This window comes from Roseinatronobacter alkalisoli (genome assembly GCF_028745735.1).
GTDB lineage: Bacteria > Pseudomonadota > Alphaproteobacteria > Rhodobacterales > Rhodobacteraceae > Roseinatronobacter > Roseinatronobacter alkalisoli.
In genome coordinates, this window is the sequence record NZ_JAQZSM010000009.1 from 1 (window position 1) to 20713 (window position 20713).

20 protein-coding genes and 1 tRNA gene are annotated in these 20713 nt (G+C 62.3%); 5 read left to right on the forward strand and 16 right to left on the reverse strand.

Annotated elements, in window-relative coordinates:
- The 3 genes from tuf to PUT78_RS11075 form a co-directional block, all read right to left on the reverse strand.
- A partial coding sequence (gene tuf, locus PUT78_RS11065; protein WP_274352328.1) for an elongation factor Tu occupies positions 1 to 1136 on the reverse strand: 1136 nt, incomplete at its 3' end.
- Positions 1137 to 1265: 129 nt separating this feature from the next.
- Positions 1266 to 1880, reverse strand: a complete 615-nt coding sequence (locus PUT78_RS11070) for a 6TM ABC transporter family protein (protein ID WP_274352329.1) — start codon at positions 1878 to 1880, stop codon at positions 1266 to 1268.
- A gap of 70 nt (positions 1881 to 1950) precedes the next feature.
- Positions 1951 to 4254, reverse strand: a complete 2304-nt coding sequence (locus tag PUT78_RS11075) for a DNA topoisomerase IV subunit A (RefSeq protein WP_274352330.1) — start codon at positions 4252 to 4254, stop codon at positions 1951 to 1953.
- A 149-nt stretch (positions 4255 to 4403) separates the two neighbouring features.
- On the opposite strand from PUT78_RS11075, the gene PUT78_RS11080 reads away from it, so the two are divergent.
- Positions 4404 to 6284 (forward strand): hypothetical protein, encoded by a 1881-nt coding sequence (locus PUT78_RS11080; RefSeq protein ID WP_274352331.1) that lies wholly within the window; start codon positions 4404 to 4406, stop codon positions 6282 to 6284.
- Between the two features lie 330 nt (positions 6285 to 6614).
- On the opposite strand, the gene PUT78_RS11085 is transcribed toward PUT78_RS11080, so the two are convergent.
- Complete coding sequence (locus tag PUT78_RS11085; RefSeq protein ID WP_274352332.1) at positions 6615 to 6872, reverse strand: accessory factor UbiK family protein; 258 nt, start codon at positions 6870 to 6872, stop codon at positions 6615 to 6617.
- Between the two features lie 122 nt (positions 6873 to 6994).
- On the opposite strand from PUT78_RS11085, the gene lgt reads away from it, so the two are divergent.
- The 3 genes from lgt to pgeF are packed head-to-tail and all read left to right on the forward strand — an operon-like array spanning position 6995 to position 9704.
- Positions 6995 to 7888, forward strand: a complete 894-nt coding sequence (gene lgt / locus PUT78_RS11090) for a prolipoprotein diacylglyceryl transferase (protein WP_274352333.1) — start codon at positions 6995 to 6997, stop codon at positions 7886 to 7888.
- A complete protein-coding gene (locus PUT78_RS11095; RefSeq protein ID WP_274352334.1) occupies positions 7885 to 8943 on the forward strand; it encodes a class I SAM-dependent methyltransferase in 1059 nt (352 codons plus the stop codon). Before lgt ends, PUT78_RS11095 begins: the two co-directional genes overlap by 4 nt.
- Positions 8940 to 9704, forward strand: coding sequence for a peptidoglycan editing factor PgeF (pgeF, locus tag PUT78_RS11100; RefSeq protein WP_274352335.1), 765 nt, complete (start codon positions 8940 to 8942; stop codon positions 9702 to 9704). Before PUT78_RS11095 ends, pgeF begins: the two co-directional genes overlap by 4 nt.
- Before the next feature lie 264 nt (positions 9705 to 9968).
- Here pgeF and recR read toward each other — a convergent pair whose 3' ends face one another.
- The 11 genes from recR to PUT78_RS11155 all read right to left on the reverse strand — a co-directional run bounded on the left by recR (position 9969) and on the right by PUT78_RS11155 (position 19454).
- Positions 9969 to 10568: a recombination mediator RecR gene (recR, locus tag PUT78_RS11105; protein WP_274352336.1), complete on the reverse strand. Its 600-nt coding sequence runs from the start codon at positions 10566 to 10568 to the stop codon at positions 9969 to 9971.
- Positions 10569 to 10580: 12 nt separating this feature from the next.
- Entirely contained in the window at positions 10581 to 10925 is a 345-nt protein-coding gene (locus tag PUT78_RS11110; protein WP_274352337.1) for a YbaB/EbfC family nucleoid-associated protein, read from the reverse strand.
- 15 nt (positions 10926 to 10940) lie between these two features.
- Entirely contained in the window at positions 10941 to 12701 is a 1761-nt protein-coding gene (locus PUT78_RS11115) for a DNA polymerase III subunit gamma/tau (protein ID WP_274352338.1), read from the reverse strand.
- 127 nt (positions 12702 to 12828) lie between these two features.
- Positions 12829 to 13635 carry a 3-oxoadipate enol-lactonase gene (gene pcaD / locus PUT78_RS11120; protein ID WP_274352339.1) on the reverse strand — a complete coding sequence of 269 codons (807 nt, stop codon included), beginning with the start codon at positions 13633 to 13635 and terminating at the stop codon, positions 12829 to 12831.
- Positions 13613 to 14587 carry a threonine ammonia-lyase gene (locus tag PUT78_RS11125; protein ID WP_274352340.1) on the reverse strand — a complete coding sequence of 325 codons (975 nt, stop codon included), beginning with the start codon at positions 14585 to 14587 and terminating at the stop codon, positions 13613 to 13615. The genes pcaD and PUT78_RS11125 overlap by 23 nt, the downstream gene beginning before the upstream one ends.
- A gap of 8 nt (positions 14588 to 14595) precedes the next feature.
- A complete protein-coding gene (locus PUT78_RS11130; protein WP_420793494.1) occupies positions 14596 to 15417 on the reverse strand; it encodes an alpha/beta fold hydrolase in 822 nt (273 codons plus the stop codon).
- Positions 15417 to 16103, reverse strand: coding sequence for a haloacid dehalogenase type II (locus tag PUT78_RS11135; RefSeq protein WP_274352341.1), 687 nt, complete (start codon positions 16101 to 16103; stop codon positions 15417 to 15419). Before PUT78_RS11135 ends, PUT78_RS11130 begins: the two co-directional genes overlap by 1 nt.
- A gap of 105 nt (positions 16104 to 16208) precedes the next feature.
- Positions 16209 to 17510, reverse strand: a complete 1302-nt coding sequence (gene hisD / locus PUT78_RS11140) for a histidinol dehydrogenase (protein WP_274352342.1) — start codon at positions 17508 to 17510, stop codon at positions 16209 to 16211.
- Positions 17510 to 17995: a DUF2948 family protein gene (locus PUT78_RS11145; RefSeq protein ID WP_274352343.1), complete on the reverse strand. Its 486-nt coding sequence runs from the start codon at positions 17993 to 17995 to the stop codon at positions 17510 to 17512. The genes hisD and PUT78_RS11145 overlap by 1 nt, the downstream gene beginning before the upstream one ends.
- Positions 17992 to 19260 (reverse strand): UDP-N-acetylglucosamine 1-carboxyvinyltransferase, encoded by a 1269-nt coding sequence (gene murA / locus PUT78_RS11150; RefSeq protein ID WP_274352344.1) that lies wholly within the window; start codon positions 19258 to 19260, stop codon positions 17992 to 17994. Before murA ends, PUT78_RS11145 begins: the two co-directional genes overlap by 4 nt.
- An 11-nt stretch (positions 19261 to 19271) precedes the next feature.
- Positions 19272 to 19454 carry a hypothetical protein gene (locus PUT78_RS11155; RefSeq protein ID WP_274352345.1) on the reverse strand — a complete coding sequence of 61 codons (183 nt, stop codon included), beginning with the start codon at positions 19452 to 19454 and terminating at the stop codon, positions 19272 to 19274.
- A gap of 221 nt (positions 19455 to 19675) precedes the next feature.
- Between PUT78_RS11155 and PUT78_RS11160 the strand changes: the two genes are divergently transcribed.
- Positions 19676 to 19750: transfer RNA gene (locus tag PUT78_RS11160), tRNA-Thr, on the forward strand.
- A gap of 222 nt (positions 19751 to 19972) precedes the next feature.
- Here PUT78_RS11160 and PUT78_RS11165 read toward each other — a convergent pair.
- Entirely contained in the window at positions 19973 to 20536 is a 564-nt protein-coding gene (locus PUT78_RS11165; protein WP_274352346.1) for a DUF1993 domain-containing protein, read from the reverse strand.
- Positions 20537 to 20713: the final 177 nt, after the last annotated feature.

The window sequence follows — 20713 nt, forward strand, 5'->3', positions numbered from 1 at the left end:
CGGCCGCCTTCGCGGATGGCGAAGCGCAGTTTTTCTTCCATGGCGATGGGCGCGATCAGTTCAACCACGAATTTCAGGTTGTCGCCCGGCATCACCATTTCCGTACCTTCGGGAAGCTGCACCATGCCGGTCACATCCGTCGTGCGGAAGTAGAATTGCGGACGGTAGTTCGCAAAGAACGGCGTGTGGCGGCCGCCTTCTTCCTTGGTCAGGATATAGGCTTCGGCTTCGAATTTGGTGTGCGGTGTCACCGATTTCGGTTTGCACAGCACCTGGCCACGTTCCACGTCTTCACGGCCGATACCACGCAGCAGCGCGCCGATATTGTCGCCTGCTTCCCCGCGGTCCAGCAGCTTGCGGAACATTTCCACACCGGTACAGGTCGTGGTCTTGGTGTCGCGGATGCCGACGATTTCAATCGAATCGCCCACATTGATCACGCCACGCTCCACACGACCGGTCACAACTGTCCCGCGACCGGAAATCGAGAACACATCCTCGATCGGCATCAGGAAGGGTTGGTCAACCGCACGCTCAGGCGTCGGGATGTAGCTGTCGACAGCCGCCAGCAATTCGCGGATCGAGTTCTCGCCGATCTCGGGATCGCGGCCTTCCATCGCGGCCAGAGCCGAGCCTTTGATGATCGGAATATCATCGCCGGGATAGTCGTAGGAGGTCAGCAGCTCGCGGATCTCCATTTCCACCAGCTCCAGCAGTTCCTCGTCATCAACCTGGTCAACCTTGTTCATGTAAACAACCATGAACGGGATGCCGACCTGGCGGCCCAGCAGGATATGCTCGCGCGTTTGCGGCATGGGACCATCAGCCGCGTTCACCACCAGAATCGCACCATCCATCTGCGCCGCACCGGTGATCATGTTCTTCACATAGTCAGCGTGGCCAGGGCAGTCGACATGCGCATAGTGACGCGAGTCAGTCTCATATTCCACATGCGCGGTCGAAATCGTGATCCCGCGCGCTTTCTCTTCCGGCGCACCGTCAATCTGGTCATAGGCGCGGAAATCACCGAAATACTTGGTGATCGCGGCCGTCAGCGTCGTCTTGCCGTGGTCAACATGCCCGATCGTCCCGATATTCACATGCGGTTTATTGCGTTCAAACTTTTGCTTTGCCATTGTTTCGGCACCCTTTGTTGCTGAGCCGCAGATACGACCCCGAGATGACACGCGCGCCTGTTACTGAGTCAAAGGCAAAAAATCAAGCGCACATCGGCCGGAATTTGCGATTGTCCCTGAACCTTATGTTCAACTTTCGCTTGCGGCAGCGTCAGGCGGGGCATTTTCCACGACTTCCGGTTCCACCAGCGTCGTGCGGGGCGGGAACCATTCGGTCTTGGTGGCCATCCAGCGTTCGATCGCTGCAACTGCATTTTCTGACAGGTTCTGCATCTGCTCTTCCGCAGATTGGGTCAGGCCCGAGCTGATGACGGTTTCCCCCGACAGGCTTTCCAGCACTGTGATCCGGTGTGGTGTGTCATTCAGCTTTTTCTGGGCTGCGTCATCCCATATGGTCACACCAAGGATCAGCACGGATTTAGGCGCGGCCACAATCGGGATACCGGGAATCGCCAGCACATAGCCCTGCACCGCAATGGCGATATGGTAGTATTTATCGCCATCATAGCGCCCGAAACGGCGTTGGACTTCATCGGTCAGGGTACTTTCCCACACGCCGGGATCGGCGCGGCGCGATGCGGGGCCAATGGTTGCGCCATCGGTAACGACAATCGCGTGCCCCAGACGGAAATCGCCCAACTCGCTGCGTTCTTCACCAAGCTGTGCCCCGCTGGTGCAGGCCCCCAGCAACGCCAGCGCTGCAAGCGCACCACATATGCGTGTTTTCAAACCGGAAAATTCCATATTCCGCACCCTATATCCGTTTTGCCTTGGTCTAGCGGATTTACCCTGAATGCGCAAATGCACAGCGCATTCAGGTGAAGCGGTTGTCACGCGGGAACCCGCGCGGGGCCATCCGCCCCGCACTGGCGCGCTTACCCAGCCATTCGGCAAGGTCCGTTTCCAGACGGGTGCGCCCTGCAGGGTCTTTCCAGCTAAGGCCATTCTGCAATGTCAGGGTTGTCAGATCCGACAGCCCGCCATCCTTGTAGGATTGCAGTCTTACCCCCTTGCCGCGCACCATTTCCGGCAGTTCAACCATCGGGAATACCAGCAATTTGCGGTTTTCACCGACAACGGCCAGATGGTCACCTTCGGCAAAGCGGCACACATGGGCGCGCACACCCGGTTTCAGGTTCAGAATCTGCTTGCCGCTGCGCGTCTGCGCGACGATTTCGTCGGCGGGCACAACGAACCCGTCCCCCGCACTGGAGGCAACGACCAGCCGCCCCCCGGCCCGGTGGGTGAACAGATCGACTATTTCGGCCTCGTTGGGCAGATCGATCATCAGGCGCACAGGTTCCCCCATGCCACGCCCGCCCGGCAGATTCGCCCCCAGCAGCGTGTAGAACCGCCCGTTCGACCCGAACAGGACAATCTTGTCGGTGGTTTCGGCATGAAAGGCAAAACGCCCGTCATCGCCATCCTTGAACTTGAACCCCTGATCCAGCGCGACATGCCCCTTCATCGCGCGAATCCAGCCCATTTTCGAGCAGACGACCGTAATCGGTTCACGTTCGATCATGGCTTCCAGCGGAACATCCTCGACGTCCTGACCGATGGCGAAATCGCTGCGGCGTCGGCCCAGATCGGTTGCCTTGCCAAATGCGCCCTGCACCTCGCGCAGCTGGGTGCTGATCAGCTTCCATTGCAACCGGTCAGACGCAAGCAGGTCTTCCAGCCCGGCGCGTTCGCGCAGCAGGTCATCGCGTTCGCGCACCAGTTCCATTTCTTCCAGACGCCGCAAAGACCGCAGACGCATGTTCAGAATGGATTCTGCCTGAAGCTCGGTCAGTTCCCCCTCGCCTTCGGGGGGGGAAACATAGTCGGCTTCAGATGTGGCGCGGATGAAGTCACGCCCCCAGAGTTCGCGCATCAACGCCGCGCGCGGGGCGTCATCATAGCGGATGATGTCAATCACCCGGTCAAGGTTCAGAAAGGCAATGATGAACCCTTCCAGCACTTCCAGCCGGTGGTCGATCTTGGCCAGCCGGTGTTCGCTGCGACGTTTCAGCACCTCGCGGCGGTGGTCCAGAAAGGCGCGCAGAACCTCGCGCAAGCTGCACACCTTTGGTGTCAGACCGTCGATCAGCACATTCATGTTCAGGCTGAAACGGGTTTCCAGATCGCTGTTTCTGAACAGCATTCCCATCATCAGATCAGCATCGACGCTGCGTGACTTTGGTTCCAGAACAATGCGCACATCATCGGCGGATTCGTCGCGCACATCCGCCAGCAGCGGCACTTTGCGCGTCTGGATCACTTCGGCCAGTTTTTCGATCAGGCGGCTTTTGGGCACCTGAAACGGAATTTCAGTGACCACCACCTGCCATTGCCCACGGCCCAGATCCTCGATCTGCCAGCGCGCGCGCAGCCTGAATGACCCGCGCCCGGACTGATAGGCGGCAAGGATCGATTCGGCGGGTTCCACGATCACGCCGCCAGTGGGGAAATCCGGGCCGGGAATCAGCTTGACCAGGTCCGCATCCGGCAGATCAGGCGCGGCAATGAGCGCCAGACACCCTTCGATCAGTTCATCCAGATTATGCGGCGGAATATTGGTCGCCATGCCAACCGCAATACCGCTGGCCCCGTTGGCCAGCAGATTCGGGAATGCTGCGGGCAGGACAACGGGTTCTTCCAGCGTGCCGTCGTAATTGGGGCGAAAATCAACTGCGTTTTCGGACAACCCTTCCAGCAACGCCTCGGCGGCTTTGGTCATGCGCGCTTCGGTATAGCGCGCGGCGGCGGGGTTATCGCCATCGATATTGCCGAAATTGCCCTGCCCGTCGACCAGCGGGTAGCGGACGTTGAAATCCTGCGCCAGACGCGCCATCGCATCATAAATCGCGGCATCGCCATGGGGGTGATAATTGCCCATCACATCGCCGGTAATCTTGGCGGATTTGCGAAATCCCCCGGTGGGCGACAGTTTCAGTTCGCGCATCGCAAACAGAATGCGCCGATGCACGGGTTTCAGCCCGTCGCGGGCATCAGGCAGGGCGCGGTGCATGATGGTGGACAGCGCATATTGCAGATAGCGCGACCCCAGCGCCCGGCGCAGGGATTCGGCCACCGGGGCGCTTGCGTCTTTGGAATGATCGTCATCTTGTGCCATGTTTTTGCAATAGCCCCAACCATGCCACAGGTCCACCCCCAAGACGCAGACTGCCCGTCCCTGCGGGTGATCACGCAAAGGTCGCTTGCGCGGCCAGCCTGCGGCGTTCTACGCTGCCCCGAAATACCCGAAACGGAGAGTATAAACCGATGCGTTCCCTTCCACTTGTCATCATATGCGCAGGTTTCAGCCTGCCGGCCCTGGCCGAAACACAGATACGTGCCGTCACGCTGTCCACAGCGGGGCTGGCCATGATCGAAGCGCAGGCAAATCTTGGCGCAGACGGGCTGCGCCTGCCGGTGCGGCGCGCCGATATTGACGATTTTCTGAAATCCCTGCGCCTGTCGGACCTGCAAGGCCGCGTGCCCCTGCTGACGCTGACCGGCCCGGGCGGGTTGCAGGACAGTTTTGACGCGCTGCCCTTTGACGCAGCGGCATTGACCAACCTGCGCGCGCTGATGGATGCGATGATCGGCGCACCTGTCGCTGTGTCGCGGCGCGGTCTTGACCTTGAAGGGCGCATCATGGGCACCCGCGATGTGCCCTGCACAACCGACGGGCAACAAGGCTGTGTCGCGCTGGCCCTGCGCACGGATACCGGGCAGATACGACAGGTCCTGCTGGATGATGCAACCGAAGTAAGTTTCAGCGATGACACCGACAGCGCGGCGCTGGGGCGCGGGCTGGATGCGCTGCGCGCCGCTGGTCAGGGGCATATGCTGGATGTTCAGCTGAATGTGGCCAACCCCGGCAGCATGGCAGATGCGGATGAAATTTCGCTGGCATGGCTGCAATCCGCCCCGGTCTGGAAAACCGCTTGGCGGGCTGAAACCGGGCCGGACGGGACAGTTCTGGACGGTTGGGCCGTGGTTGAAAACGCCACCGGGCATGACTGGCAGGATGTGCAGCTGACGCTGGCCACCGGTGCGGTTCAGGCGCTTCAGGCGCAGCTTTATGACCGCCAGCATGGCAGCCGCAAACTGGCCGCGCCGATGCTGGCCGAATCTGCGGTGATGGCCAGCGCGCCTATGGAACGCAGCATGGGGTTTGACGCAGCCTATGACGTGGCGCCTGTGGCCATGGATGATGGCGACAGCTTTTCGCGCTTCACCCTGTCCCCCACTGTCACATTAAGCGCAGGCGACATGATCAGCCTGCCCTTCCTGCGTGAAACACTGGACGATGCACGGCTGACAATTTTCCGCGGCGGCACAGGCGCGCGCCATCCGATGATTGCCATTGTCGTGGAAAACCCGCTGCCGCTGCGCCTGCCTGCGGGCATCATGACGCTCTATGACGCCGGGCGCGGCCATGCGGGCGACGCCATGATCCCCGAACTTGCCCCCGGCGACACCGAAATCGTGGAATTTGCCCATGATACTGCCGTGAGCCTGCGCGAAGATGTGGCGCAAACCGAAACCGTGCAATCCGCCCGGATTGTCGACGGTGTCATGCTGGCCGAAGAACGGCTGGAGCAACGCACCACCTATCATATCGAAGGTGCCGCGCAGGGCGCGCGCGTTCTGACCATCGCGCATCCGCTGCGGCAGGGTTGGCAGATCGGCACCGAAGGCGGCACATTGGGGCTGGATGACATGCGCTTCACGCTGGAGTTGGAAGAAGGCGAACTGACCACGCATGAGGTTGTCGAGCATCGCCGGACCGCGCGGCGGATTGCGTTGCTGGATCTGGACCTTGACACATTGGGGTACTGGTCCACACGCCTTGCCGGTAGCGACATGCAGAACCTGCTGACGGACATGCAGGAACTGCGCGCGGAAGAAGCCGGCCTGCAGCGCGAGATTGCACGCCTGCAAGACGCCGAAGCAACCCTGATCGCAGATCAGGAACGTCTGGTCGGGCTGATCGTTCAACTGGGCGATGACAGCCCTGCGTCGCGCGATCGCCGCGCACGGGTCGATGCAATCGAAGCCGAAATCGACACCGGGCGCGCAGCGATCACGGCTGCCGAAACCCGCATGGAAACCATCCGGTCAGAACTGCGCGCGCTGATCCGCAACGCTGAATGAAAAAAAGGGGCGGCCGGGTGATCCGGCTGCCCCATCCCGGTTACGGGAGATGGCGTGAAACGGGCGTTGGGCACACAAAGTTCGCGCCAACATTGGACCGGGGTCTGCCGCTCCGACGTTGGGGGAGTTCACTTTATACCGGCGGCATAACACCCACGTTCAGGGCCTGGCGTAACCGGCAGGCCGCGGGACGGCCAGACCTATGGCGTGGGCCAGCCTCGCGGTTTTTGTTTCGCGCGCGTTGGGAATCCCAGACACCCTTTTCACGCCGAATCCAGCCACCCTTTGCAAGGCAGGCTAGATGTCACCCTGATCCGGCACCCCGCCGCTTCAGTCCGCGTCAGTGCCCCCGCCCGCTTCCAGCGCCGCAAGGCGCGCTTTCAGCGCTTCATTTTCTTCCCGTGCTTTCTGCGCCATCGCGCGCACTGCGTCGAATTCTTCGCGCGTGACGAAATCACGATCAGCCAGCCAGCGGTCCAGCAGGCTTTTCATCGCGGTCTCGGCTTCAGTACGCGCACCTTGCGCCACGCCCATCGCGTTGGTCATCAGTTGTGACATGTCGTCCAGAAAACGGTTGCGGCTTTGCATCTTGGCCCCTTTGGCGTTTGGCTTTTATCCTATATGTGACCTTGGCGCGGGAAACTCAAGGTTGACTTCCCCTGCCATGCCGCGCCAGACAAGCGCGACATTCCTTTGCTGAAGGCCGCCAGATGACCCTTCCCCTTGCCATCATGTTTCCCGACCTTTCTCCCGAAATTTTTCAGATCGATCTGGGCAGTTTCACTTTCGCGCTGCGCTGGTACGCGCTGGCCTATATCGTCGGGTTCTTGCTGGGGTGGTGGATCATCCAGTCGCTGATGAAACGCCCTGCCCTGTGGCCTGCCGATACCGCCCCCATGCCCCCCGCCCGGGTCGAGGGGCTGCTGACCTATGTCATCATCGGGGTCATTCTGGGCGGGCGGCTGGGATTCGTGCTGTTTTACCAGACCAGCTATTACCTGACCTATCCGGCTGAAATTCTGCGCATATGGGAAGGCGGCATGTCCTTTCACGGCGGGCTTGCAGGGGTCATCATCGCAGGCCTGATCTATTGCCGCCGCCATGGCGTGCCGCCCTTGCAACTGGCTGATTCCATGGCCCTTGTCGCCCCCATCGGCATTGGTCTGGGACGGGTTGCCAATTTCATCAATGCCGAATTATGGGGCCGCCCGACAACCCTGCCATGGGGCGTGGTCTTTCCCGGCCCGCAGGCGCAGTCCTGCCCCTGGGACTGGCCAATGGCGATGTGCGCGCGCCACCCGACCCAGCTTTATGAAGCAGCGCTTGAAGGGGCTGTGCTGTTCGGCCTTCTGGCCTGGCTGGTCTGGCGCAAGGGCTGGCTGAAAACCCCCGGTGCAATCACCGGCGTCTTTATCGCAGGCTACGGGATTGCGCGTTTCACGGTCGAATTCTGGCGTCAGGCCGATGCGCAGTTCATTACACCCGGGAACCCCCTGGGGCATGTGCTGACACTCGGTCCCCTGGGCGTCAGCATGGGACAGGTTCTGTCACTGCCCATGATCATCATCGGTCTGGCCCTGCTGTGGAAAAGCAGGCGTTCATGACTGCACTGCGCGACAGCCTGATCCGCCAGATCGCGGCACAGGGGCCGATTACCGTGGCGGAATACATGACCACCTGCCTGCTGCACCCGCAGCATGGCTATTACACCACGCGCGACCCGTTCGGGACGCAGGGTGATTTCACTACCGCGCCTGAAATCAGCCAGATGTTCGGCGAAATTCTGGGGCTTTGCATCGCGCAGGTCTGGATGGATCAGGGCCGCCCCGCACCATTCACACTGGCGGAGCTTGGCCCCGGTCGCGGCACGCTGATGGCCGATTTGCTGCGCGCCACCCGCGCTGTGCCACGCTTTAATGATGCCGCCCGCCTGCACCTTGTCGAGGCATCGCCCGTATTGCGGCGCATGCAGGCCCGAAACCTGCCGGACGCCCAATTTCATGACAGCGCCGACACATTGCCCGATGCGCCCCTGTTCATCATCGCCAATGAATTTTTCGACGCGCTACCCATCCGCCAATTCCTGCGCGCAGGCAACGGGTGGCGGGAACGCATGGTGGGCCTAAGGGACGGCAAACTTGCCTTCGGGCTGGGACCGGTCACAGCGCTGGCAGCACTGGAACACCGGCTTGCCGACATGGCAGAGGGGCAGATGGTTGAAACCTGCGCGCCCGCCGCCCATGTTCTGGCGGCGATGGCCACACAGATTGACAAGCATGGCGGTTGTGCGCTGATCATCGATTACGGCGACTGGCGCAGTCGCGGTGACACGTTTCAGGCGCTTTACCAGCACGCCCATGATGACCCGCTGGCTCATCCCGGACAGGCTGATCTGACCGCCCATGTCGATTTCGAAGCACTGGCGCAGGCAGCCGCCCCCCTGCACGCCACCGACCTTACCCCGCAAGGGGTGTTTCTGGAACGGCTGGGCATTACGCAGCGTGCGCAAACGCTGGCGCGCAGTCTGGACGGGGCGGCCCTTCAGGCACATATCGCGGCGCATCGGCGCTTGACGCACCCGCAGGAAATGGGTCACCTGTTCAAAGTGCTGGGCCTGCATCCGCAGACCACCCCTGTCCCGCCCGGATTTGGATCATGACGCTGGAAATACTGACTGCCGACAGCCTGTCCCCCCTGCGCCACGGGTTCTTTACCCGGCGCGGCGGCGCGTCATCGGGCATATTCGCGGGGCTGAATTGCGGGCCGGGTTCAACAGACCAAAGCGAAACCGTGCGCACAAACCGCAACCGGGTGGCCAGTGCCATGAATGTTGACCCCGCAGCGCTGGTCACCCTGCACCAGACCCATTCCGCGACTGTCATTTCCCTTGATGGTCCGCTGCCCGATGGCCAGCCGCGACCACAGGCCGATGCGATGGTGACCACCACGCCGGGTCTTGCGCTGGCTGTGCTGACCGCGGATTGCCAGCCGGTGCTGTTTGCAGACCATGACGCGGGCGTGATCGGCGCGGCGCATGCCGGGTGGCGCGGTGCGCTTGCGGGGGTTCTGGAAAACACCCTTGACGCGATGGAGGCCCTTGGCGCAACCCGCGCGACCACATGCGCGGTCATCGGTCCCTGCATCAGCCAGCGCGCCTATGAGGTGGGACCGGAATTTCTGGATGAATTCATGGCCGAAGACAGCGGCTATGCACGGTTTTTCGCCAATGGGCAGGATGGGCGCTATATGTTCGACCTGACAGGTTTCGGCCTGCACAGGCTGCGCGATGCCGGGATCGGGGATGCCTGCTGGACCGGGCATTGCACCTATTCGGACCCGGCAATGTTCTATTCCTTCCGCCGGTCCGTGCATGAAGGGCAGGCCGATTACGGACGCCTGATTTCAACGATCCGGCTATAGGGTGCCCCGGCCCCGTCGAAAACGGACCATTGGAGGATCAAAAGGCGCGGAGCAAAGGCCGCAGGCCGCCGCGCCACCGGTGGGCCGTCCCGCGGCCTGCCGGTTTCGCTGGTGTCATGCCAGGGCTTGAAGGCAGGGATATGGAGCCTGCATAAAGTGCACCCCTATCACGTCGGACCGGCAGACCCCGGCCCACCGCTTGCGCGGGCTTGGTGCGTATCCGCCCCCCCCTCTCAGCACAATCAGACAAACCGCCGCGCGGCCTCAGAAATCCTTGCGCGCACGCAGGGCCGCGCCAATCGTGCCGTCATCCAGATAGTCCAACTCGCCCCCCATTGGCACGCCCTGCGCCAGCGCGGTAATCTTCACGCCGGTATGCCCCAGCGCGTCAGCAATGTAATGCGCAGTGGTCTGGCCATCGACTGTGGCCGCAAGCGCAAGGATCACTTCGCGCACCCCCCCGTTGCCCACGCGGTCCACCAATTGGGGAATGCGCAGGTCTTCCGGTCCAATGGCATCTAGCGCCGAAAGTGTGCCGCCAAGGACATGATACTGCCCCTTGAACACGCCACCGCGTTCCATCGCCCACAGATCCGCGACATCCTCGACCACGCAGATCTCCCCGGTCGCGCGCCGCGTATCGGTGCAGATTGCACAGACCGGCGCAGTCGAGATATTGCCGCATTGCGAACATGTCTGCGCGCTTTGGGAAACGCGGTCCAGCGCCGCCAGAAGCGGGCGCATGGACTGGTCGCGGCGCTGGATCAGATGCAGCACCAGTCGGCGCGCAGACCGCGGCCCCAGACCGGGCAGACGCGCCATCTGTGCGATCAACGCTTCTATGTCATTGGGGGCGCGGTCCATTCGCGTTGGTGTCTAGAACGGCAGGTTCATGTCGCGCGGCAGGCCCAGGCTTTCGGCCATCCTGCCCATTTCTTCCTTGGAACGCTGCTCTGCTTTGGCCTGCGCGTCCTTGATGGCGGCAAGGATCAGATCCTCAACCACTTCCTTTTCTTCGGCATTGAAGATGGAAGGATCGATATCCAGCCCTGTCAGTTCGCCTTTTGCACTCGCTGTTGCCTTAACCAGCCCGGCCCCGGATTCACCCGTCACCATGATGGATTTCAACTCTTCCTGAAGCTGGGCCATCTTGCCCTGCATTTCCTGCGCGGTCTTCATCATCTTGGCCATATCGCCAAGACCGCCCATACCCTTGAACATGTCAGTGTCCTTTCATCATCTATCGTCAAACGGATCCCAGTCCGGGTCCAGTTCATCTTCGGCGGGGGCAAGCGCTTCGCTTTCGATCTGCGCGTCCGATTGGCCGATCTCGCGGATATCGGCAATCCGCGCCTGTGGGAAGGTCTGAAATACTGCCGCAACCAGCGTATTATCCATGGCTTCGGCTTCCTGGGCGCCGCGCTGCTGCGCGCGGGTTTCGGCCAGCGTCGGCCCGCCGCCTGTGGATGTGACCGACACGCCCCAACGCGCGCCGGTCCAGCCCTGCAAACGGCCCGCAAGCCGCGCGGCCAGATCAGGCACCGCATCCGGCGTGGGTTCGAATTCCACCCGTCCCGGACTGTAGCGCACCAGACGCAGGCAGTTTTCCACCTCCATCAGCAGGGCCATGTCGCGCTTCTCGCGGATCAGGGCAACAACATCGTCAAACTGCGGATAAAATGCCAGCGCGGGGGCCGCCCCTGCAAGGGCCGCTTGCGGGGTCGCACCTGTACCGGCCCGACCGGATGCCATGGCAGGCGCGCCATTACGGCCGGCACTGACTGCGGCGGATGGCGCGCGCGTGGTCCCACCACCACCGGATGGTGCGGGTGGGGTCTGGTCATGCCATTTGCGCAGCACTTCTTCGGGGCTGGGCAGGTCAGCCACATGGGTCAGGCGGATAATCGCCATTTCAGCGGCCATCATCGCATTGGGCGCGGCGGCCACTTCTTCCAGCGCTTTCAGAAGCATCTGCCAGGCCCGCGTCAACACCCGCATCGGCAGGGCCTGCGCCATTTCCATGCCACGATCGCGTTCTTCGGGGCTGATGGTGGGGTCGCTGCCCGCGTCCGGCGTCACCTTGGTCACACTCAGCCAATGGGTAATTTCCGCCAGATCACGCAACACCGCCATCGGATCGGCCCCGTCAGCATATTGCGCCGATAGTTCCGCAAGCGCCGCACCCGCATCGCCGCGCATGATATGGTCAAACAGGTCCAGCACCCGCGCGCGGTCCGCAAGCCCCAGCATGGCGCGCACCTGATCGGCGCTGGTTTCCCCCGCGCCATGGCTGATGGCCTGATCGAGCAGCGACATGGCGTCACGCACCGACCCTTCGGCGGCGCGCGTGATCAGCGCCAGCGCATCATCGGCAACCTGCCCGCCTTCGGCCTGCGCCACACGCGCCAGATGCGCAATCATCACTTCCGGTTCAACCCGGCGCAGATCAAACCGCTGGCAGCGCGACAGGACCGTCACAGGCACTTTGCGGATTTCGGTTGTGGCAAAAATGAATTTCACATGCGCAGGCGGTTCTTCCAGCGTTTTCAACAGCGCGTTGAAGGCGGAATTCGACAGCATGTGAACTTCGTCGATGATATAGATCTTGTAGCGCGCCGATGCCGCGCGATAGGCCACACTGTCAATGATTTCACGGATGTCGCCCACGCCTGTGCGCGATGCGGCGTCCATTTCCATGACATCAACATGGCGGCCATCAGTGATGGCGCGGCAATGCTCGCACTGCCCGCAAGGTTCGGTGGTCGGCCCGCCCTGCCCGTCCGGGCCGATACAGTTCAGCCCTTTGGCGATGATCCTTGCCGTAGTCGTTTTGCCGGTCCCGCGAATGCCGGTCATGACGAAAGCATGATGAATGCGGTCTGCTGCAAAGGCGTTGCGCAAGGTGCGCACCATCGCGTCCTGACCGATAAGATCGGCAAAACTCTCTGGGCGGTATTTACGCGCCAGAACCTGATAGGGGGTTTGACTGTCAGTCATGTGTCGGGGCCTTGGTCATTTGCGCCTACCCTAACGCGCGGCAGGCAGGATGGGAAACGGGTTTTCATGTTTGCCGCGATGCGTTTTTGGTATGGGAGGGTGACTGCATATTTTTTGCAAGATGAAATCAGTATGAACCGCGGGCCAGAAAACCGCAGTCACACAGGAATCCGGTGACAAGCCGCGAGAATTCTTCGGGCTGTTCCACATGGGCCAGATGGCCCGCGCGGCGCAGAATCGCAAATTGTGACCCGGCAACCAGTTCCGTGGTTTCGCGGACCAGATCAGGCGGCGTCAGCGCGTCGCGGTCACCGGTCAGTCCAAGAACCGGCAGGGCAAGGCGGGCCGTAGTGGCATAGAAATCACTGCCCGCGATTGCCTGTGCGCAACCCGCCCAGCCCTGCGGCGGGCATTCAAACAGCATGTCACGCCAGACGGAAATGGCGGGGCTGCGCTGAAACGCGGGCGTGAACCACCCTTTCAGCACCTGTTCGGCAATTACCGGGAGTCCCTGCGTCCGCACCCGCTGCGCGCGCGCCCCCCATAGTTCCGCTGTGTCCAGACGCGCTCCGGTGCCCGACAGGACCATGGCGCGCAGCAGATCAGGGCGTTTTGTCGCCAATGCCTGCGCCACCAGCCCGCCAAGACCCTGCCCCAGAAAAACAGCCCCCCGGATACGCAGATGATCCAGCAGGGTTTCGGTATCGCGCACCAGTTGCCCCATCGTATATGGCCCGTCCGGCGCCAGAGATTCGCCATGTCCACGGTGGTCGTAGCGCAGCACACGTATGTCCTGCGGCAGGCAGGGCAGCAGCGGTTCCCAGACCCGCAGGTCACTGCCCAGCGTGCCGGACAATACCAATGTCAGCCCGCCTTCCGGACCGGTCACCCGGTAATGCAGTCCCCCCGGATCATGCCGTGGCGCGGGCATCATCACCGGTTCCGCCTGCCAGCGCGCGCTGGAAAACGGCGCGGTCCACATTCCCCCCCGATACGGTCACGATGACGCTGTCGCCCGTAATCTGCTCGGGCAGGAACAATGCGGCGGCCAGCGCCACGGCACCGCCCGGTTCGACAACAAGCTTCAGCCGCTCGAACGCCAGCGCCATTGCGGCCAGTGCCTGCGCATCACTGACCACCAGCCCCGGCCCGCACAGGCGTTTCAGGACCGGCCATGTCAGCTTGCCCGGCGCGGGCGTGACAATCGCATCACACAGCCCGCTGCGCAGCGCATGTGTCACCACCTGCCCGGATGTCAGCGATTTCGTCACATCATCAAAGCCTTCTGGTTCCACAGGGCGCACCTGCATGTCCGGGGCATGGCGTTTCAGCGCCAGCGCAATGCCTGATGTCAGCCCGCCACCACCGCAGCACACCAGAACTTGTGCAGATGTCACACCATGTTCCGCGGCCTGCTGCGCAATTTCCAGCCCCGTCGTGCCCTGCCCCGCAATCACCTGCGGATGGTCAAAAGGCTGGATCAGGCTTAGCCCGCGTTCCGCCGCAAGTGCCGCCCCCAGCGCATCCCGATCCTCGGATGCGCGGTCATACAGCACCACTTCGGCCCCCAGCGCGCGGGTATTGGCGATCTTGATGGCAGGCGCGTCATGCGGCATGATGATAACTGCATTCAGCCCCCGCAAGCCCGCCGCATAGGCCACCCCCTGCGCATGATTGCCCGATGAAAAAGCGATAACCCCGCGCACATCATCAGGCAACGCCGTCACCGCCGACCACGCACCGCGAAACTTGAAACTGCCGGTATGTTGCAGGCATTCCGCCTTGATGAACACCTTGCGTCCCGCAATTTCATCCAGAAACGGCGACGACAACAGTGGCGTGCGCCGCGCATGGCCCTGCAGGCGCAGGCTTGCTACTTCGATCATGTCAATATTCACAGGCACATTCCCAACCATTGATGAATCGCGCGCAGCGATTCTGCTTCATCCAGAAACGGGATATGCCCGCGCCCGGGCACCTCCTCAAGGATCATGTCGGGGCGACGCTCCTGCATCTGCTGGGCCGTTGCCGCGCTCAGCAAATCCGAATTCGCCCCGCGGATAAGCGCCAGTGGCAGACCGGCGCAGGCGTCAAACAGCGGCCAGATATCCCCGCCGCCCCCGTCCATCGCAGCAAGAAAGGCGTCGCGCAGCGCGGGATCGTAGTTCAGATCCAGCCCCTGATCGGTCTGGGTGAAATGCCTGCGCGCTTCGTCCATCCAGCGCCCCGCTGGCAGATCAGTGAATTCCGGATAGGCCCGCGCCAGGGCCATCGCCGCCTCGGAATGACTGCGCGCAGCGGGCGTTCGCCCGATATAGCTGGCAATCCGCGCAAGCCCGTCTGTGTCAATCACCGGGCCAATGTCATTCAGGCAGATCCCGCGCAGCCGGTCATGGGCCGTTGCCGCCAGATACATGGCAATAATTCCGCCGCGCGACGTACCCAGCACCGCCACCTGATCCAGCCCCAGATAATCCAGCAATTCCACCACATCAGCCCCTTCGCGCGGCACCGTGTAGCTTTCGGCACCCGACCATTGCGACTGCCCGCGCCCACGATAATCCAGCCGCAGCAAGCGCAGCGGTGGCAGATGCGGCGCCAGATAGTCGAAATCGCTGCCATTGCGCGTCAGCCCCGCCAGACACAACAATGCGCGCCCATGCCCGGTATCAGTGTAATGCAACTGCGTCCCGTCAGAAGCGGTGAAAAACGGCATCAGATATCCCCCGGTAGCGGCAATACGCCATGCAGATCGCGGGCAATCGCATCCGGCCGCCCGAACAGCCGGTCCACCGGGGCACCCGCGCGGTTCACCCACAGCGTGCGGAACCCGTAAGCCGCGCCTGCGCAAATATCCCACCCGTTGGATGAAATGAACAGCACCTCTTGCGGCGCTGTGCCGAACCGCTTGCCCACCATGTCGTAAACCGCGCCCGCCGGTTTGAACACGCCCACATCCTCGACCGACAGAACCGCCTGAAACATGTCCTGCAACCCCGCCGCACGCAGCGCAGATGCCAGCATCGAGGGTGTGCCATTCGACAGGATTGCAAGCGCCATACCTTGTGCTGCCAGCCCGCGCAGCACCTCCGGCACTTCGGCAAAGACGGGCAATTCCTGATAAAGCGCCAGAAGCCGCGCGCGAAGGCCGTCATCTGCAAGCCCGGCATCTTCCAGCGCCCAGTCAAGCGCATCTTCGGTCACTTGCGCGAAATCGGCATGATGGCCAGCTGCGGCACGCAGCCATGTGTATTCAAGCTGCTTGCGCCGCCAAACCGCCGATATGCAAGGCCAGCTTTCCGCCAGCGCGTCCCCGCCCGGCCCCTTGGCCGCAATCTGCGCCGCTGCATCCACATCGAACAGCGTCCCATAGGCATCAAACACACAGAGGCGGACGGACATGGTTTCTCCTTTTTTTTGCAAAATGAACACCGCGACGCGTATCCCGCGCATATTTCATCTTGCCAAAAATACACAACCGCACAACGCGCGGTCATGCAACCGGCATCAGCGGTTCAACCGGTCCAGCCTTGCGCGCACACTCAGCCCATGGGCTTGCAGGCTTTCGGACATGGCCAGTTGTTCCGCCGCCGGTCCGATTGCCGCCAGCGCTTCCGGGGTCATCCGCGCCAATGTGGTGCGTTTCATGAAATCCAGCACCGACAGACCCGATGAAAACCGCGCGGACCGCGCCGTGGGCAGCACATGGTTCGGCCCGCCGATATAATCGCCAATCGCTTCCGGGGTCCAATGGCCCAGAAAGACTGCACCCGCATGGGTGATCTGCGCCAGCAGCGCTTCGGGGTCTGCCACACAAAGTTCCAGATGTTCCGGTGCAATCCGGTCAGACAGGGCCGCCGCCTCAGTCAGGTCGCCCACGGTGATGATCGCGCCATAATCGCGCCAGCTTGCCCCCGCAATCGCGCGGCGGTCCAGTGTTTCAAGCCGCTTGTCCACCGCCCGCGCCACGTCCTTGCCGAATGCCGCATCCGTGGTGATCAGGATGGATTGCGCGCTTTCGTCATGTTCGGCCTGTGACAGCAGATCAAGCGCAATCCAGTCCGGGTCCGACTGGCCATCTGCAATGACCAGAATTTCAGACGGGCCAGCAATCATGTCAATGCCCACGCGGCCAAAGACACGGCGTTTTGCCGCCGCCACAAAGGCGTTGCCCGGCCCGGTGATCTTGTCCACCGGTGCGATGGTCTGCGTGCCATAGGCCAGCGCCGCAATCGCCTGCGCGCCACCAATCCGGTAAACCGTTTCAACCCCCGACAGTTTGGCCGCCAGCAACACCAGCGGGTTGACCTTGCCGCCCGGTGTGGGCGCGCAGATGACCAGCCGCTGCACCCCCGCCACCTGCGCAGGAATGGCGTTCATCAGAACCGAGGACGGATAGCTGGCCAGCCCCCCCGGCACATATAGCCCCGCTGCCGCCACTGGCCCCCAGCGCCAGCCCAGTTCCGCGCCCGACTCATCAGTCCAGCGCATGTCCTGCGGGCGTTGGCGGTCGTGATAGGCGCGGATGCGCGCCGCCGCCAGTTCCAGCGCCGCACGCTCTGCCTCGGGCACGCGGGCACATTCGGCCTCTATCTCGTCACTGGTGAAGGCAAGCGTGTCGGGTGTCAGATCCAGCTTGTCGAATTTCGCGGTCAGTTCTATCACCGCCGCATCGCCGCGCGCGCGCACGTCAGAAATGATCGCGGCGACTGTGTCATCCACATCGACCGCATCTTCACGCTTGGCGTTCAGCAACGTGGTAAAGGCCGCTTCAAACCCGGCATCGCGGCTGTCGAGATACACAGGCATCAGATATCCTCATCCAGCGGGTGCTGCGGCACTTTGCCCGATGGCGCGCGATAGGGCCGCGTCACGTCGGACAACGCCGCATCCAGACATTCCACCGACAGCCGGATTTCTCCGTCCCCCGCCAGAATAACCGACACATGCCCCGCGCCATCTGTACCTTGCTCAAACCTGATGGACAGGACCGACAGCACCAGATCGGTATCCTTGCGCGAAAACCCCTGACTGGCCACACCCATCACATCGCTGACAACCAGAAGCGACTGCACACGTTCATGGGGGCCGTCATTGCCCGCGCGCACCCGGTCTTCCCAGCGAAAGCGGTTCAGCAGCATGGCAAAGCGCCGCTTCTGGCGGTCCCATGCCATTTCCGACACTGGCAGAACGGCGTCCTGCACCAGCGCGGACAGGATTTTCAGATCATCCGTGTCCAGCGCCTGTACCCGCAAGGGCCGGTCTGTGCCATCCTCAAAACGTGCATCGCTCATGACGTTCTGACCCGTTCGATGCGTGCCCCGCAGGCACCCAGTTTTTCCTCCACCCGTTCATAGCCGCGATCAAGGTGATAGACGCGGCTGACAACAGTTTCCCCTTCCGCGGCCAGCCCTGCAAGGATCAGCGACACCGATGCGCGCAGATCAGTGGCCATGACCGGCGCACCGCGCAGGCGTTCCACGCCCGTAACCCGCGCCGTGCCGCCATGCACATCAATCCTTGCGCCCATGCGCGCCAGTTCGGGCGCATGCATGAAGCGGTTTTCAAAGATATGTTCTTCCAGCACCGATTCGCCGTCCGCTGTGCACATCGCCGCCATGAACTGCGCCTGCAGATCGGTCGGGAAACCGGGGAAAGGTTCGGTCGCCACATTCACCGCGCGCAACCTGTCGGTCTTGCGCGTAACGCGCAGCCCGCGCGGCGTTTCCTCTACCTCCACCCCGGCCGCGATCAGTTTGTCGGCAAATGCCTGCACCAGTTCCAGCCGCCCTCCCAGCAACTCGACCGACCCGCCCGCAATCGCAGGGGCCAGCATATAGGTGCCCAGCTCAATCCGGTCGGTCACAACCGGATGGGTCGCAGCCCCCAGGCTCGCCACACCCTGAATGGTGATGGTGCTGGTGCCTTCGCCTTCGATCTGCGCGCCCATGCGCTTCAGGCATTGCGCCAGATCCACGATTTCGGGTTCGCGCGCAGCGTTTTCCAGCACAGTCGTCCCGCGCGCCAGTGTCGCCGCCATAAGCGCATTTTCCGTGGCCCCCACCGACACGATGGGAAAGGCGAATCGCGCCCCGCGCAACCCGCCCACCGCTTTTGCATGCACATAGCCATCGCGCAGGTCCAGTTCCGCCCCCAGCGCTTCCAATGCGCGCAAGTGCAGATCCACAGGCCGCGCCCCAATGGCGCAACCACCGGGCAGGGACACAACCGCATGCCCGTCACGCGCCAGCATCGGCCCCAGCACAAGGATAGAGGCCCGCATTTTCCGCACAATATCATAATCGGCGCGGTGGCTGGTCAGGTCATGGCTGGACAGCGCCAGCACCTGCCCGTCCTGCAGGCTGGCCACTTCCGCGCCCAGTGATTCCAGCAATTCCGTCATCGTGCGGATATCCGACAGGCGCGGCGCATTGGTCAGCGTCAGCGGCTGGTCTGTCAGCAGCGTGGCGGGCATCAGCGTAAGACACGCATTCTTTGCCCCTGCAATCGGGATCACCCCGTTCAGGGGGCCATTGCCGGTAATGACGATCGAATCCATACTGCTTGCCCTTATTCGTTATGATGCTCTGTGTCCTGCGCGGCGTGATCCTGTTGCCCGCCCTGCGCGTCGCGCGCACGTGCCTGTGCCTTGCGTCTGGCGATATTCGCTTTCAGCGCCGCTTTCAACCGCGCTGCGCGCGCGTCGGGCGGGGTTTTGGTGCGGCGGGTGGGGTCGGGTTTCTTGTCGCTCATGCGCCCTTCGTATCTGAAGTTTGAAAAAGCGTCCAGATTGGGGGTTGCATGCGCAAAATTTTCGGACTACCTAGCCGCCCAACGCCACCGTGTGACGCTGCTGAAGGCAGGGTCGGGTCGCCTTTCTGCAAGGGCGGTTTCAGGTGGCGGAACGACATAGGCTTTTCCAGAGCCTGCTTGCATCGGGGGAATGACCGGGTTAGCTATCTGGAAACTGGTAGGCTGTGGTAGCTCAGTGGTAGAGCACACCCTTGGTAAGGGTGAGGTCGAGAGTTCAATCCTCTCTCACAGCACCATCTTTTCCCTGTAAAAGTACCGGACAGCCCTGCCTTTGCCAGTCAGAGAAATTGCCTCTGCCCTTGGGATCGCGTCAAAAATAGCCTTTCGCTGCGCCATGAACGAGCGGCGGCGGTGCGGGACCACGCGGCCGTTCGCTACGGAAACGACGAGTGTCTGCCTTGGGTGGTTTGGCGACGATCCGCCTGTCGGGATACGGGTCCGGGTAGCGGACTTTCGGCTTAGGCTGATCTGGTGCGCAGCCGACCTTCGTAGTCGCGCTTGCCAAGTGGCACGCCACGTGATCGCAGGATGTCGTAGGCGGTGACAGCGTGGAAGTGGAAATTCGGCATTGAGAACGACAAGAGGAAGGTCTCGGAGGTGAAGGCCAAGGTGCGCGGGTCCCACGGTGTCCAGGCATCCTCTTCGTCGAGCGGTCTATGAAGCTCGATGTTCAGCTCCTTGCCGGACCAACTGTTGACCTCGTCCGGAGTGAATGTCTCCAGCGCCATCTCTGCCTTGCCGACCATCGCCTGCAGGTCAGTGAAGGGAACAGGTCCGACCAAGGCGGGAGGGGTGAACGCGCCGGTCTTGAGAGCCTCGATCCCCCACACGGAATGATGCCATGCCGCTTCGATTTGAAAATGAAAAGGCGCCATATCGTCAAAGAGACGTGCATTCACGAAGTCGTCGGGATCAGTGCCCGCCTCCGCGCAATGCGTGACCGCACGATCAAGGAATGCTCCGACAGCCCGCACGGTCTGCAGGAAGGTTGGCACACTGAGGTCGTAGAGTGATATCGCCATCGACTTTCCCTCACTTGGAGCGGCTCGTATTTCCGGTTTTAAGGATGTGGCCGAACGGCGGCAAGGGTAAGAACGGGTCACAGGCGGACACGAGGAAGGTAGCGGCTGACCGGCGGCTCTGGGCTCTTCTCGCCGCTTGCTGCACCCCGCGTTTTTTTTCATCTTGACCTTGGCGCG